This window comes from Acinetobacter sp. SK-43 (assembly GCF_015351505.1).
Classification (GTDB): Bacteria; Pseudomonadota; Gammaproteobacteria; order Pseudomonadales; family Moraxellaceae; genus Acinetobacter; species Acinetobacter junii.
The window spans coordinates 101,274-116,058 of record NZ_JADKPY010000071.1 but is presented as its reverse complement, the minus strand read 5'-3'; the positions used below and the strand labels follow the sequence as shown (position 1 = coordinate 116,058).

Genomic DNA, 14,785 nt, shown 5'->3' with positions numbered 1-14,785 from the left:
TGTTCGGTAATCAATTTAACAGCTTCATCTTTAAATTCTGGGGTGTATCGTTGTCCACTCATAATGTTCTCTCCTATGCAAAAAGAATAGACAAAATTTGTCTAGGAGAGTGGTGGCAGTCCAAAAGATGGTTATGTGTGTCTAGAATTTTGGTGGCTATTCATTCTTTGTGAAAACTTGGAACTATGTTTTAGATATTCGTCAGCCAAATAGCCAAGACTATTTACGTTGCCAACTTCGTGTAGATTTTGACAAGCAAAGACTTTCTGAGCGTTTATCTTGGAAGGGTGAAGCCTGTGAAGGTTTGATGGCATGGGGCGCAAACAATCAAGTTCCAGCAAATACGAACTTAAATAATGCACGTTCAGGAAGTGTTTTCTTTACTTTTGATCGTTCAAATGCCAATGCAATTGAGCGCGGGAGTGATTCTGTTACTTCAATTGCACAACGTATTAAACAGAGTAACGCGACTGGACCTGTGATTGTGGCTGGATTTGCAGATCCACTTGGCAAATTTGCTTACAATCAACAGTTGTCATCACAACGTGCAAACACCGTTGCAAAGCTATTGGTCAATGAAGGAATTGACGTGAATCGTATTCAAATTCAAGCCAACAGCCAAACAGATTTATATCAACAATGTGCAGGTCATAAAGCAAATAATCAACTTGTAAATTGTTTGGCACCAAATCGTCGAGTTAATATTATTTGGTAATTGAGTTTAAATGCAGAATGGCTACTTTGAAGTAGCCATTTTTTTATCAAAAAACTGGTGCGACAATAAATGTCGTTTATGCCTCATCCTGCGATTAACTCTCAGTAATATTTTTTTATAATCAAAACATCAGAAAATAGTCGTTGGATGAAGATGAATTGTTATAGAATCTTGGAATTAAAAGAAATCTTATATTGATTTTTAAACCAAAAAATCAAAAGTAATTAAAAAATTGGGGAAAATAAGAGGTTATTTTATGTTTGAAAGTATTAAGAATAAAGTCGCTGAATTCATCAATCCGCAGAGTCAAAACTCACTAGATTCTGAAAGTTTGGCGTTACTCACTAGCATTGTTGAACCTTTATCTGAAGTAGAGGCAACGTTACCAAATCAAGTTTTAAACTTTATCGTGAATGGTCAAAAACCAGAGGTTTTATTGACATTACAGCAGCAAGCGACAGATAAAGTATGCGCCTTACTAGGTAGCCCTGGAACTTATGGATGGTATTGGCCATCAACTGAGCTTACTAAAGCACAAGAAAAACTATGTAAAGCCTCACAAAATGCGCGCTATAAACTATATATCAATATCTTTTCAAAACTGAGTAGTGATCAGATTATTCGCTATGGAAAATTCTTAGAAGCCGCAACTCAGCAACGTAATTATTCTCAACTTTCTAAACAAACTCCAGTTTGGTTTAGCTATGTACTGGTAGATGGATTATTAACAAGTTTTAATCATCAAAGTTTTGATGATCGTCAGAAAAAATCACATCGCGATCTTTGGTCACTTACAGCATTAAAGCAACTTTATTTATTTGAACCTGAAAATAATATTGAAGGGTTTATTACGACTTTATTTGAGCGTAATGGCGTAAATAGTTATCACTACGATCAATTAAATTTCTTGTTTAAGCTTTCGGATAGTGCCCAGTTCTTCACTGATTATGCACAAGAAATTCGTGAGACTTTACCTAAACTTTCTGCCGCAGCGCAGGGGATTTTCCTAGTGTTTATTGCTCAGCATCACGACTTATTACAACAGCAAACTGAACTTATCATCATGCTCGCATTAAGTTCGAGCAAAGGTGTTCGCGAGCAAGCGACTGTTTTACTCACACATCTTGACGATGCTCAAAGCCAGCAACATTTGCAAAATTTCTTGATCAATGGCGAAAGCAAACAACGTAGTTTTGCCGCGGATTTGCTAGCACGTTTAGGAGAGCAAAATCGGGAAATCTTGCAGCAAGCAGCAGAAAATGAAAAATTAAAATCAGTTCAGGCAAATATCCTTTCTGCTTTGCAACGACTCGAATCTTTGGGTCAAGTGGTCGAGCTTGAATATACCTTACCTGATATTGAAGTGATTGAGGCTCAAGACATTCCTGAAAGTTTTGTTCAGGTTCTACAGGATAATTATTTGGCAGTAAAAGAAAAATATCGTCAAGCTGCAGAACAGGAAGTTGAAGATAATAAAGCTGTTGAGAAAGGTGGATACAAAAGCCATTGGAGACAGAATAACTACCGAGACTTCTGCAAATCATATGACAAAGTTGAAAATGTTGGAAAATTAATTCTTGGTCATTTGAATGGGCAAAAAAACTATCGTTCCTATATTGAAGAAATTGCCAATTATCAAAAAAAGTTACAGCAGTTACCTGAGTTTAGTTTGATTCATGCAGCGCGTTTGGTGCTAGGGCATCGAAACAATGATTGGATCAACTGGTATCAGTTTTTCCAATTTTTAGATGCTAAGAACTGGGAAACAATTGAGTTACGTCAGTTAGCCCAAGTTTTGCAACAAGTCGGTATTTCAGAAGAGAGTAGTAAACGTTGTATTGCAAATGAATACCTAGAAAACTATAGCGGTGATGAACTAAACACTCGAATTGCTGATGATGAAAAAGTCATTCCCTTTTTTGTTGAGAACATTGATTTAATTGCTGAAGCTTTAGGGCTACTACCAAGTAAAAATCAAAATTCATGGCGCTATTATGATCCAATCAAGGCATTAGCTCTATTACAACGTTTCCCACAAGTACCTAAACAGTTTATTCCTCGATTACTTGAGTTCGCTTTGGGGGATGGAAAACGTTTACGTTTTGACGCTCAGGAAGTATTAAAAAAACTCCCTGATATTCATTTAAGAGCGATTGAAGCTTTAGAAAATGGTAAACAAGAAATTCGTATTACAGCAGTCGAATGGTTAGCGCGTTTACAACATCCTTCTGCGGTCACAGCGCTTTATGATTTATTAAAAAAAGAGAAAAAAGAAGTTGTTATTGCTGCAATTCTTACGGCTTTAGAGCAGTTAGGTGAGGATATTAATATTTATCTTTCGCCAAAAGCATTGCTCAAAGATGCTGAAAAGGGTCTGAAAGCTAAGATTGCTAGTAGTTTTACTTGGTTTGATTTACAGCATTTACCTCAAGCGCAGTGGCAAGATGGTACAACAGTTGAGCCTCAAATTATTCAATGGTGGGTCGTTTTAGCAGACAAATTGAAAGACCCTGTACCCAATGCATTGTTACAGCGTTATATGGGACTGTTAAATGATAAAAGCCAACAAACGCTTGCATTGTATTTACTGCAAAGTTTTATATATCAAGATACTCGTAATCCAACTTTAGAAGAGGCGATGGAGGTTGCAACGAAAGAAGCACCGAGTCGTTTAGCATCTTATCAAGATTCATTTAAACGCTGGGGACAAAAGTACCCTGAATATTATGGACGTTATGAACACATCACACTGGAAGAAGTGGTTGAAGAAATTAAACGTGAGCGTTTAGCAATTTATTTAGGTTCTGCAATTAAAAGTAAAGGAATGTTGGCACTGACTTTTAAAACGCAAGGTAGTGTTGCGGTGAAATTGTTGCAAGATTATATGAAGCAACATTACCAACGTCGTGCACAAATCGAAGCGATGTTGAGTAGTTTTTCAATTAGTGATGATCCATTGATCATTCAATTACTTCTGAGTTTGTCACGTCGTTACCGCACTGCATCTGTTCAGAATCTAGCGAAACAATTGGTTGAACAAATCGCAGAGCGCAATCAATGGAGTAGTGATGAATTGGCAGATCGCACAATTCCGACCGCAGGCTTAGATGATGCAGGTGTACTGAGTCTAGAGTATGGTTCTCGAGTCTTAACTGCCTATGTAGATGATAAAGATAAGTTCGTACTTAAAAACGAAGATGGAAAAATGATTAAAGCCTTGCCTGCTGCACGACAAGGTGATGACGAAAGCTTAATTAAAGAAGCTAAATCATTATTCAGTAGTAGTAAGAAAGAATTTAAACAAGTGATTGATCTACAAACACAACGCTTATATGAAGCGATGTGTAGTGAGCGAACTTGGAGCAGTACGGATTGGCAAGAATACCTATTTGCTCACCCAATTATGAAACGTTTAATTCAACGTTTAGTTTGGTTGGAGCTTTCTTCAGAAGGTGAAGTTTTACAAAGTTTCCGTCCTAGTGATGACGGCAGCTTATTAAATCTTGAAGATGATGAAATTGAATTAGCACAAGATAGCCAAATCAAAGTTGCACATGGTGTTTTGATCAGCGCTGAAGATGCAGAAGCATGGCAAGCACATTTTAAAGATTATAAAGTAAAGTTCCTATTTGAGCAGATGACACACCAGCTTCCAGTTTTTGAAGCACATGCGGAAATTATTGAGGATCGTAAAGGCTGGTTAACCGATACATTTACTTTACGTGGAGTGATTACCAAGCTTGGTTATCAACGTGCTTCAATTGAAGATGGTGGCTCTTTTGATAGTTACTTTAAACCATTTAGCCAAATTGGTTTATCTGCGGTGATTCGTTTTAGTGGCAGTTATGTGCCTGAGGAAAATCTTGCAGCTGTATTGTACGACCTCAGTTTTGAGAAAAAGAATGTGCGTTCTTGGCGTGACAGTGGAATGAATTTAGCAGATGTACCGCCAGTGTTATTAGCTGAAACTTATGCTGATTATTTAAAAGTTGCCGAGGCATGTTCTGGTTTTGATCCCGAATGGCAGAAGAAAACACCTTGGTAAAATGGTAAATATATGAATCCACAAGATATTATTAAATTAAGTGCTGAACAACGTTTTGCAGAAGAACTTGCAATAATTAGTGAGCATGACCATGCGCCTAAACCACAAGGTTGGTTACGTTCGCCACGTGCTGTACGCCAATTTATTCTCGGTGATGAGAAATTAGCGATTAGCCGTAAATTTTATGGTGATGATGCTTTAGTCGACAGAGCGATTGTGACTTTACTGGGCAAACAAGGTCTCATGTTAGTAGGTGAACCAGGTACAGCAAAATCTATGCTGTCTGAATTATTAGCAGCAGCGATTAGTGGTGACTCAGGACTTACCATTCAAGGAACAGCAGGCACGACTGAAGATCATCTCAAATATTCATGGAACTATGCTTTATTGCTTGCTGAAGGTCCCAATGAGAAGTCTTTAGTTGCATCACCTGTTTATCAAGCGATGCAGCATGGCAAGATCATTCGTTTCGAGGAAATCACGCGTTGTCCACCTGAAATTCAGGATGTCTTAGTTTCATTAATGTCTGAAAAGACCATGATGATTCCTGAGCTTGGGGATCAAGGTCGTGTTTATGCCAAAGCAGGATTTAATATTATTGCTACCGCCAACTTAAGAGATCGCGGTGTGCATGAGATGTCTTCGGCATTGAAACGTCGTTTTAATTTTGAAACTGTACGACCGATTGCTGATCCTGTTTTTGAACGTGAGCTTGTACTGACTCAGTTGAAACGCGAGTTAGGTGATTTATCTAATCAGATTCAAATGTCTGAATCTGTGGTTGATCTACTGGTTACAGTTTTTCAAGAGTTGCGTCAAGGCACAACCAAAGACGGTACATCAATTAAAACACCTGATGCTGTGATGTCGACTGCTGAAGCGGTCAATATCGCTTATGCAGCTGCTTTAGAAGGCTATTATTTAGGTGATCAATCTTTGAGTGGTGCTGCGATTGCGCGTCAGTTGATTGGCGTGGTGTTAAAAGATAATGCTGATGATGCCAAGCGGATGCGTTTTTATATGGATAATGTTGCCCGTGAACGTGCCAAACTGGATGTAACTTGGAAGGCTTTTTTTGATGCTGGAAAAACGTTTTGGCAGTAGATTTTTTGAGTCTTAACTGAGTCGTGCCGAGTTCTCATCTTATTTGAGGATAAGCCTTCGGCTCGACCTACTTTTGTTTCGACAAAAGTAGGTAAAACCATTTGTCATTCACAGAACCTGTTGACTTCTTACATTTAGTTAATCGAGTCGCAGAAACAACATTTGACAGATACCACGCAGGCTGTGAATGACGTTCCGAGTATCAGATGTTGTATGTAGTTTATATAAAAAGTGAAAATTTATTGAAATAAAGAATATGACGATACCACAACGCTTACAACAAGCATTAAAACAGCAAAAGGCTTTGGCAGATAAGGGTATTCATTTTTTACCTATTCGCCATCATAGCCCAGCGTGTGCTTATGCTGCTTTACAATCGTTGCAGCAATTACAGCCTAAACACATATTGATTGAAGCACCACGTTCATTTAATCGTTTAATTGCAGATTTACAGCATCCAGATAGTCAGCCACCACTAGCTGTACTGTGTCAAACCGAAATCATGGAAGCAAATAATAATGCTGCTGATGATGAAAAGACGGAACAGAAACAAACGCGTACTGCTTATTATCCATTTTGCGATTATTCACCTGAATGGGTTGCGCTGCGATATGCGCCAGAAATTAATGCTGAGGTTGAGTTTATTGATTTAGCATGGACAAGTCAGATTGATCATGAATTAAAGACGATCACCAAACAAACTTGGCAAAGTCGAAGCTTACAGCAAGAGCGCTATTTGGCTCATAGTCAGTATTTACAAACCCTAGCACAGAAGTTGCACTGTCGAAATCATGATGAACTTTGGGATCACTTATTTGAGTTAAAGCCAAAGCTGGAGATGCATGATTGGCAAAGCTTTTTCCATGAGGTGCTCGTTTGGTGTGCTATGTCTCGTTTAGATTATGAGGATAGCGTTTTAGAAGCTGATGCTTCTTTAATCCGAGAACAATGCATGCTGCAAACCATCTTAGAATGTTATGCAAATAAAAAGGGTACAATCTGTATCCTCACAGGTGGTTTTCATACCTTAGCCTTAATTGAGCAATTGGCAGCATATTTACTGGTTGAGAAACCTAAGAAAATTAAAAAAATGAAGTCAGCCGATCAGGATGACCAAGCGTGGTTGATTCGTTATAGTTTTGATCGTCTTGATGCTTTAAATGGTTATGCTTCTGGTATGCCATCACCTGCATTTTATCAACGTTGCTGGCAACATATGATGGAGAAACCCTTTGATGATGCTCAACAGCGACAAGCCTTAATCGTTGAGTCACTGTCTGATTTTTCTACGCAATTACGCGAACAGCAGATTTTAGAAAGCAGTTTTATTACGGTTAAAAATGCAACTGAACAGGCGATTAGATTAGCGACTTTAAGAGGACATCATTTAATTAGTCGTTTTGATTTGATTGATGCCTGTCAAAGTAGTTTTGTCAAAGGCAGTTTAGATGAGGGACAACAAGCATTTCAAAGCCTATTGAAGCAAATTCTGGGTGGTGCGCGTCTAGGACAAGTGGTGCAATCCACACAGACCCCACCATTGTTAGCTCAAGTCTATGATCTAGCAAAAGTTCATCGTTTTAAATTGGATGAAACGACGACCAAACGCGCAAAACTGGATGTCTTTCGTAATCAAAAACATCGTTTGCGCAGTCGTTTTCTACATTTACTTGATTTCTTGCAAGTGGGATTTGCCAAGTCAGTGAGTGGCCCAGATTTCTTAGGTGGTGGGCGCTTACATTTATTATTTGAAGAATGGGATTATGCATGGACACCCCATGTTGAAGCCCAGTTGATTGAATTATCCGAGTTAGGAAGTGAGTTAAATACTGTTGCAGTACAAAAACTCTTGCATATCAAACAGACTTTTTCTCAAACAGGACAAGGAAGGTCATCACATCTTGCAGTACAGCTTTTAATTCGAGCAGCATTGATGGGATTGCACAAACAAATTCCAATTCTGTTTGCTGAAGTTCAACAATTCTTACCCACTGATCCTGATTTGGATTCGGTGATTCAATGTGGACAAAAATTATTAAATTTATGGACAGGCAAAGATTTCTTAGCTTTTCAGCAACAACCTGAACTTAAAGCACTGATGCAGCAAATCATTCCCACAGCATTATTTTTACTGTCTCAGTTGGCAACGCCACCAGCAGATCAACAACAGCAAATTCTGAATCAAGTTTTGCAATTACGCAATTTGTCTAAGCAGATAAATCGTGTAGTAAGTGGTGAGCTAAATTTTCTAGCGCAATTTTATAATGCTTTAGCACGATTAAATACGGACTGGCAAAAGCTAGATGTGTTGGCGGGTGCGGTTGATGCCTTACGTTTTATTGATGGTGATTTGACTGAACAGGATTTAAAACAATCAGTTCAGCGACATTTTGGTTTAGGTGCTAACCCTGAACATGCAGTTGCTTATCTATCTGGAATGATGCAAAGCGCACCTGAATTATTATTGCGTTATTCTGCAATGGCACAACTACTGAATCAACTGTTATTAAAATGGGACGAGGCTGCCTTTGTGGCGATTCTACCTGATTTACGCCAAGCATTTACTCATTTTAAACCGAAGGAAACGGCAGCTTTTGCTGAGCAGATTGCGCAGTTGAATGATGTTTCAAGTTTGGATATCTCTCAATATATCAGTGAGGTTTCGCAAGCTGAAATGCTACAAGGTGTTCAATTAAATCAACAACTACAAGAATTTTTGATCGAGCGAAATTTACAAGGTTGGTTAGTATAATGAATGATTCAAACTCTAATAACCTTGCAGCACGTTGGCGGTTGATTCTGGGTCGCTATAGTGATCGAGCTTTGGATCAGGTACAGCTTGATGCAGAACAATTACGTTTGGAACGTACTCTCGATTATTTATACAACCGTGAGTATGAACAACGAGGTCATGTTGCAGGGGGGTCTCGTCATGGCTCATTAGATGACTCACAGCTCACTGCAATTAATTGGCTCAATCAAGCGCGAAGATTATTTCCGCAAAGTACCTTTGAACGTATTCAAACTCAAGCAGTTGAACGCTACCAATTAGATGCATTACTCAAAGATCCGCAAAGCTTAAAAAGTTTAGAGCCTACACCTCAGCTTGCTAAAGCATTATTGACGATGCGTGGGCGAATGAATGCGCAAACTCGAGATGCTGTCCGAGAGATTATTCAAACTGTAGTAGAGCAAATCGTTGCACGATTAAAACCCAACTTTATCAATGCGATTCATGGTCGACGCAATCGTTTTCGCCGTTCTTTGATCGCAAATAGTCAGAACTTTGACTGGCGACGCACGATTCGGGAAAATCTAAAACACTATAACGCTGATTTAAATAAGCTCATTATTCAACAACCATTCTTCAATGCGAGGGTACAACGTCATTTACCTTGGACTGTCGTGTTGTGCGTGGACCAAAGTGGTTCAATGATGAATTCTGTCATGTACAGTGCGATTTGTGCCAGCATTCTCGCAAGTTTACCTGCTGTAAAAGTACATCTCGTATTATTTGATACCAATATTGTTGATTTATCTCATATGGCACATGACCCCGTTGAAGTGCTATTGACTGTTCAGCTTGGTGGTGGCACAGACATTGCCAAAGCGGTGAATTATTGCGAACGTTTTATCACACAACCAAATCGCACGATTTTTACCTTAATAAGCGATTTTGAAGAAGGTGGTTCTGTAGCACATTTACTCAATGCAATGAGTCGCTTGCAAAGTCAACACGTAAAGTTATTGGGTTTAGCTGCTTTAGATGAACAAGCTAACCCGGTCTATGATATTCAAATGGCACAGAAGCTGAATGAGAGGGGCATGTCTGTTGCAGCGCTAACCCCTGAACATTTTGCTGAATGGATGGCGGAGGTGATGCAATGAGCTGGCAACACCAATATTTGGCTTATGATCAAGACAGTCTTGCTACTTATGCAAATACTGGTTTGGTTCGCCGTGCCTTAAAAGATATTGAGGCAGGAAAGGTTATTTTACAAACGGAGCAATCTGAACACATCACCATTGAGAGTGATGGTCAACAGGTTGGTTTATCATCGGCAGGTTTAGTCAATGCATCATGTAGTTGCCCTGCAACAGGTGCTTGTAAGCACATTGTCGCAGCCGTTTTATATCTGCAACAACATTTACAAAATTCAGTTCAGCAACCAATCGAAAATCTAACAACAGACTCAGCTGAGGATATTCAAAGTACGACTGTTGAATTGGTTGAACAACTTGAAAATAATTTCCAACCCAATCTGATCGAAGAAATATTGAGAGTTGACCTCAACCAAATCGCAAAGAAAATAGGTAAAGCTCAAACTCAAAAAGCCATCAAACTCGCTCGTCTTTGGCAAAAAGAACAACAAACAGAATTATTTGAAGAAGAATACAGTTTAAAAATTCGTATCAAGAGTCTGGCTGAAGACATTATTTATGTGGCAGGGGCTAGTTTTGCTGGAATGCTGTCAAATTTAGAAAAGGATCAGTCAGCATATTATCTAGCTGCTTTAAGTGAAGTACAGCGACTGCAAGGAAAATTCTGGACTGAGTTGGAACTCAATGAGACAGAGAATCCCGCAATTCTGAGTGAGAGTGAAGGTCAATTTATTATTGAATTAAAAGATGATCTTGCTCAGTTGATTGAGTTTGGTTTATCGCATGTAAATGAAATGACTGCACGACAACTACATCTACTGAATATGTCTGCTAGAAGTGAGTCATTACCTCGTTTGGCTGCAATGTTAAGGCAACTGAGCGGTCAGGTTACTCGACTTTTAAATCGTGACGAACATAGTTCTGAACACGAAACATTATTATATTTAGCTCAAATCAATGCGTATCTTTACCAGTTAGAACATGCTGAGGGTGAGGCTTTAGTTCGCTTAAGAGGTAAATCACGTCGTCAATATGAAGTAGATCAGGAACAAATAGATTTAGAGCTTTTACCTTTAGGCGCACGTTGGTGGCGAACATTGGGTGGTGCTAGAGGAATCACTTTATATTTCTCAGAGCAAGAAAACCCTCAAATTTTTGAGGTGACACTAGCGCGTACTGAAAATAATGATCTGAACTTTAATCGTCACAATGCATGGTCTCAGCAAAGCATTTGGATGATGACAGCTCAACAACTCATGCAAAAAAAAGTACGATTACAACAGCCAAGATTTTCTGAGGATGATCGTTTATCTGCTTCAGGACAAAGTCGAGCCTTACCACTTAATAACTTAAAAGATCTTCAGGATTTTAGTATTTATCAACACATCGGATTTGATAATTGGCACAAACTACAGCAACGTTGGCAGCAACAATTACAAAGTATTGAAGGTATTGATCAAACAGTAATGCTTAATATTTCTAGCTATGACAATCCTCAAGTTGATGAAATTGAGCAATGTTTGTGGTGGACGGTCTATGATCAGAATCAATCAGCGATACATTTACGTTTAGATTGGAAAACGTCAGAAATAGAAAAAATTCGTCAGCTCGAACGCTTGTGTAATCAAAAAACTCAAATTAACTCTGTTTTTGTATATTGCCAGATTAAAGGGCATACCTTGGTGTTATCGCCAATTAGTTTATTGATCACGCAAAATGAAAAAACTCGCTTGTTTAACCTAGATTTTGATCAATTCACTGAATCAAAAAAAACCTTGAAAGAAAGTATCGTTGGACGGATTGAACAACTCTTAATGATGAAACAACAACAGAGAGCAAAATTTTCATCTATTCAAATGAGTTTAAGTCAAAAAGTGTGTGAACCAATTTTTGATGTATTACTTAGTCTGAGTTGCTCAGGACGTTTGATGCTGAGTTCATCACAGATCGAAACATTGCAACAACAACGTCAGTTGGCATTAGACGCAGGAATGAACATACTTGCAAAGCAAATCACATCACCTTTAGCCGAGTGTAAAATCAATGTTGAGTCAATTTTACGGCTTATTTATCTCTGTGATTTAATTCTACGAATGCAAGTGGAGTTACCAATTCAACTGAATCAAAACTTGTAATATGTTTGATATTTGATTGTAGTTAAAGAAAACTCGTTGGATTAATTCTAGATTTTTCATACTTTATGTTGTTTGGATAAGCAGATTTGGGGTTTTACTAAGGCTTAGAAGCTAGTTTTAGATTGTTTTAGTCGGATAATTATCGTCTCTCGTATTCTATAAACTTCGATAAAAAATAGACTATTATCAAATAACGAGAGTTTTTATACTTTTCTTGACTTAATCGACATCATCTAAGTAAAAGCAGTCAATTCTATTTTGATTTAATGACCTTAACTTGAATAAAAACTATTGGGAAATAGCTAAAAATGGACCGTTTAACCCAAAAAAATAAGTGCAGGATGTCAATTAAATCAATTCTTATCTCAGGAATGTTGGTCTCGTCATTCGCCATGATGAGTCCAACCTATGCTGCACCTGAAGGGAAGTTAGATCTAACACTTTCAACTCATTCGCAGAATAAAGTTAAAAAACTGCTCAATGACCCTAAAACTTGGCAGCAGATTCCTAAACAGGTCACTTTATGTGTGTATTCGCCGAATGGTGAGCATAGTGAAGCATTTGAACAAGCAACTAGCTATATCACTGAAATTCCAAGAATGGTAAACGTCGCTAAGCAGTTTGGTGTCAATATGAAAGTTGCTCGTCCTTCGCATTTACAATTTAAACTGGATTTTGATTATCCTAAACTTAAAAAAACAGCATCTACATTGGTGAACCTAAAGGTTTATACCAATGAAGCTGTTTTAACCGAAGATTTTCGTAGTAAACGCTGTGATGGTGCAGGTATTAGTAATCTACGAGCGAAACAATTTAATAAATTTGTTGGAAGTATTGATGCAATTGGTGCACTACAAACATACAAACAATTGAGCGCAGTGATCCAAGTTTTAGCAAATCCAAAGTTTGATGAAAAGATGGTGAACAAAGACTATGAGGTTGTCGGGGTAGTGCCATTAGGTGCTGCTTATATTATGGTCAACGATCGAAATATTAATACTCTAGCTAAAGCTGCAGGTAAAAAGATTGCTGTATTCCAATTCGATGAAACCCAAAAGAAATTAGTTCAAAATGTAGGTGCTCAACCTATTTCGGTAGATTTAGTGAGTGTCGGTGGTAAATTCAACAATAAAGAAGTCGATATTATGGCTGGACCTGCGATATTGTTTGAACCACTTGAGTTACATAAAGGGATGAGTGATAAGTCTGGCAAAGTTGTTGGTGGGATTATCAAGTTCCCTGTCATTCAAGTGACAGGCACATTGATCATGCATCGCAATAAATTCCCAGCAGGAATGGGATCAATTGCGCGTGAGGTCATTTCTAAACAGCTCAATCCAGCATTTGAATTTGTCGATAAATTGGAAGCTAAAATTCCAAGTAAATATTGGTTAACACTAAATGAAAGTGATAAGCCTGGTTATGTTCGACTTATGCGTGAAGCACGGATCCAAATGACGAAAGAAGGCTATTACGATCCAGATATGATGAAGTTGCTGAAACAGGTTCGTTGTTCACAAGCGCCAAGTCACTATGAATGTGCCTTGAACGATGAATAGATCTTAAAATTTTGAACTGATAACGCCATAGTACATATCACATGTGCTATGGTTTTTTTAATTTGAAATGTACTAAAAATAAGAAGAGTTTTGAAGGTTATAAAAATAAAAAACGTTTTGATTGAGAGGGGGATTATAAATTGATTTTTCTTTTGGTGAGAACCATTAGAAAAGTAATGCTCCAGAGGTGCCGCTGCATGGTCGTTACCCTGAACCCGATGAGTTCAAGGTGGAGGTGACGTACACTTACTGGGTTTCCTACTCGAGGCAGGCATACACTCAAAATGTACAGGACACATCCATAAATTTAAGTATCGGCAGGGGACTAGACGTACTGGCGAACACCCTAGAGACAGTTTTAGTATAACTGATCTTTACACGATGACAATCCTTGCAGATCACATATCTGTAAAGATACTTACTAATTGATGGGGCTTTGTGCAATTTTACTCAACAGTTTGTTCGACATCTTCCAAGATGGTTTGAAGTAGGCGTTCACAGTGAGCATATTCCTGCAAAGATTTATTCAAACTAAACACATCTTGTGCCATCTGTAAGGCAACCATAATGACTAACTTATTGTGTTCTACACGAGGAGCGTTACGTCGCATATCCTGAAACTTTTGATTCAGTAGCTCAGCTGCACGCTCTAATTCTTCACGTTTGTCTTCAGTGGTATTTAAGCGAAAAGTCTGTTCAATTAAACGAAGTTCTACTGTCACTTGTTCACTCATGATCAGTTTTCCTCTTGTAGTTCAGCATTCGGGTGAGCAAGTTGCTGAATTTCTTGTGCATGATGATCTTGCGCAGTACCTAGGATGGCAAGACGTTGAATAATTGCTTCAACTTTTGATTTTGCAAGCTCATTTTTTTGCAATAAACGATCACGATCTTGCTGAAGATCTTGGATTTCTTGCTGGCTATGACGTTGTTGCGCTTGGAGCTTCTCTTTAGTCACACGTAAATCATTACGCTCTGCCAAAATCTCTTGAAAGCGATTTTTTAAGTCAGTGGTACTTTTTTCCAAGCGGCTATAGCGTTCCGCTAGTGTTGTCGCATCTTGATTGAGCTGCTTAAATTGATCTTGTAACTGAGTTAATTGTTCAGTTAAGTTATCAACTTCGTCCTGCTTTTGCGTGATGATGCTATTTTTTTGCACGATTTGTGCATGATGGTCTGTTTCAGCTAAAGCTTTAGCTTCAGTGAGCGAAGTGTTTTCGCGCTCTAAATGATGTAAACGTGTTTTTAAAACACCAATATGCGCTTGTAGACGCTGTAATTGTTCTAACATAACGAGGTCGCACAGAGTTGCAATCAAAGGTAATATATACAGCAGTATAGAGAT

At 38.3% G+C, this 14,785-nt stretch carries 8 protein-coding genes, 1 other RNA gene and 1 pseudogene; 7 read left to right on the top strand and 3 right to left on the bottom strand.

From position 1 onward, the window contains the following. Nucleotides 1-163: 163 nt before the first annotated feature. The 7 genes and pseudogenes from IRT38_RS13600 to IRT38_RS13570 all read left to right on the top strand — a co-directional run. Nucleotides 164-715 (top strand): annotated as a pseudogene (locus IRT38_RS13600) (OmpA family protein); the annotation flags it as partial. 256 nt (nt 716-971) lie between these two features. Further along, nucleotides 972-4,760, top strand: a complete 3,789-nt coding sequence (locus tag IRT38_RS13595; protein WP_194597997.1) for a DUF4132 domain-containing protein — start codon at nt 972-974, stop codon at nt 4,758-4,760. Nucleotides 4,761-4,772: 12 nt separating this feature from the next. Next, complete coding sequence (locus IRT38_RS13590; protein ID WP_194597996.1) at nt 4,773-5,864, top strand: ATP-binding protein; 1,092 nt, start codon at nt 4,773-4,775, stop codon at nt 5,862-5,864. A gap of 256 nt (nt 5,865-6,120) precedes the next feature. Beyond that, nucleotides 6,121-8,616 carry a DUF5682 family protein gene (locus IRT38_RS13585; RefSeq protein ID WP_194597995.1) on the top strand — a complete coding sequence of 832 codons (2,496 nt, stop codon included), beginning with the start codon at nt 6,121-6,123 and terminating at the stop codon, nt 8,614-8,616. Beyond that, nucleotides 8,616-9,752: a VWA domain-containing protein gene (locus IRT38_RS13580; RefSeq protein WP_194597994.1), complete on the top strand. Its 1,137-nt coding sequence runs from the start codon at nt 8,616-8,618 to the stop codon at nt 9,750-9,752. The genes IRT38_RS13585 and IRT38_RS13580 overlap by 1 nt, the downstream gene beginning before the upstream one ends. Next, complete coding sequence (locus IRT38_RS13575; RefSeq protein ID WP_194597993.1) at nt 9,749-11,881, top strand: SWIM zinc finger domain-containing protein; 2,133 nt, start codon at nt 9,749-9,751, stop codon at nt 11,879-11,881. Before IRT38_RS13580 ends, IRT38_RS13575 begins: the two co-directional genes overlap by 4 nt. A gap of 308 nt (nt 11,882-12,189) precedes the next feature. Further along, complete coding sequence (locus tag IRT38_RS13570) at nt 12,190-13,440, top strand: putative solute-binding protein (protein WP_194597992.1); 1,251 nt, start codon at nt 12,190-12,192, stop codon at nt 13,438-13,440. Between the two features lie 174 nt (nt 13,441-13,614). Here IRT38_RS13570 and ssrS read toward each other — a convergent pair. The 3 genes from ssrS to IRT38_RS13555 form a co-directional block, all read right to left on the bottom strand. Beyond that, a non-coding RNA gene (gene ssrS, locus IRT38_RS13565) (6S RNA) lies at nt 13,615-13,796 on the bottom strand. 90 nt (nt 13,797-13,886) lie between these two features. Then, nucleotides 13,887-14,174, bottom strand: a complete 288-nt coding sequence (locus IRT38_RS13560) for a cell division protein ZapA (RefSeq protein WP_004912439.1) — start codon at nt 14,172-14,174, stop codon at nt 13,887-13,889. Between the two features lie 2 nt (nt 14,175-14,176). Beyond that, on the bottom strand, nt 14,177-14,731 hold the full coding sequence (locus IRT38_RS13555) for a hypothetical protein (protein WP_004912436.1): 555 nt from the start codon (nt 14,729-14,731) through the stop codon (nt 14,177-14,179). Between the last annotated feature and the right edge of the window lie 54 nt (nt 14,732-14,785).

Coding starts and splice junctions, on each gene's coding strand:
- IRT38_RS13585 (WP_194597995.1), top strand. CDS start 6,121: ATGACGATACCACAACGCTTACAACAAGCATTAAAACAGCAAAAGGCT.
- IRT38_RS13590 (WP_194597996.1), top strand. CDS start 4,773: ATGAATCCACAAGATATTATTAAATTAAGTGCTGAACAACGTTTTGCA.
- IRT38_RS13575 (WP_194597993.1), top strand. CDS start 9,749: ATGAGCTGGCAACACCAATATTTGGCTTATGATCAAGACAGTCTTGCT.
- IRT38_RS13555 (WP_004912436.1), bottom strand. CDS start 14,731: ATGTTAGAACAATTACAGCGTCTACAAGCGCATATTGGTGTTTTAAAA.
- IRT38_RS13595 (WP_194597997.1), top strand. CDS start 972: ATGTTTGAAAGTATTAAGAATAAAGTCGCTGAATTCATCAATCCGCAG.
- IRT38_RS13570 (WP_194597992.1), top strand. CDS start 12,190: ATGGACCGTTTAACCCAAAAAAATAAGTGCAGGATGTCAATTAAATCA.
- IRT38_RS13580 (WP_194597994.1), top strand. CDS start 8,616: ATGAATGATTCAAACTCTAATAACCTTGCAGCACGTTGGCGGTTGATT.
- IRT38_RS13560 (WP_004912439.1), bottom strand. CDS start 14,174: ATGAGTGAACAAGTGACAGTAGAACTTCGTTTAATTGAACAGACTTTT.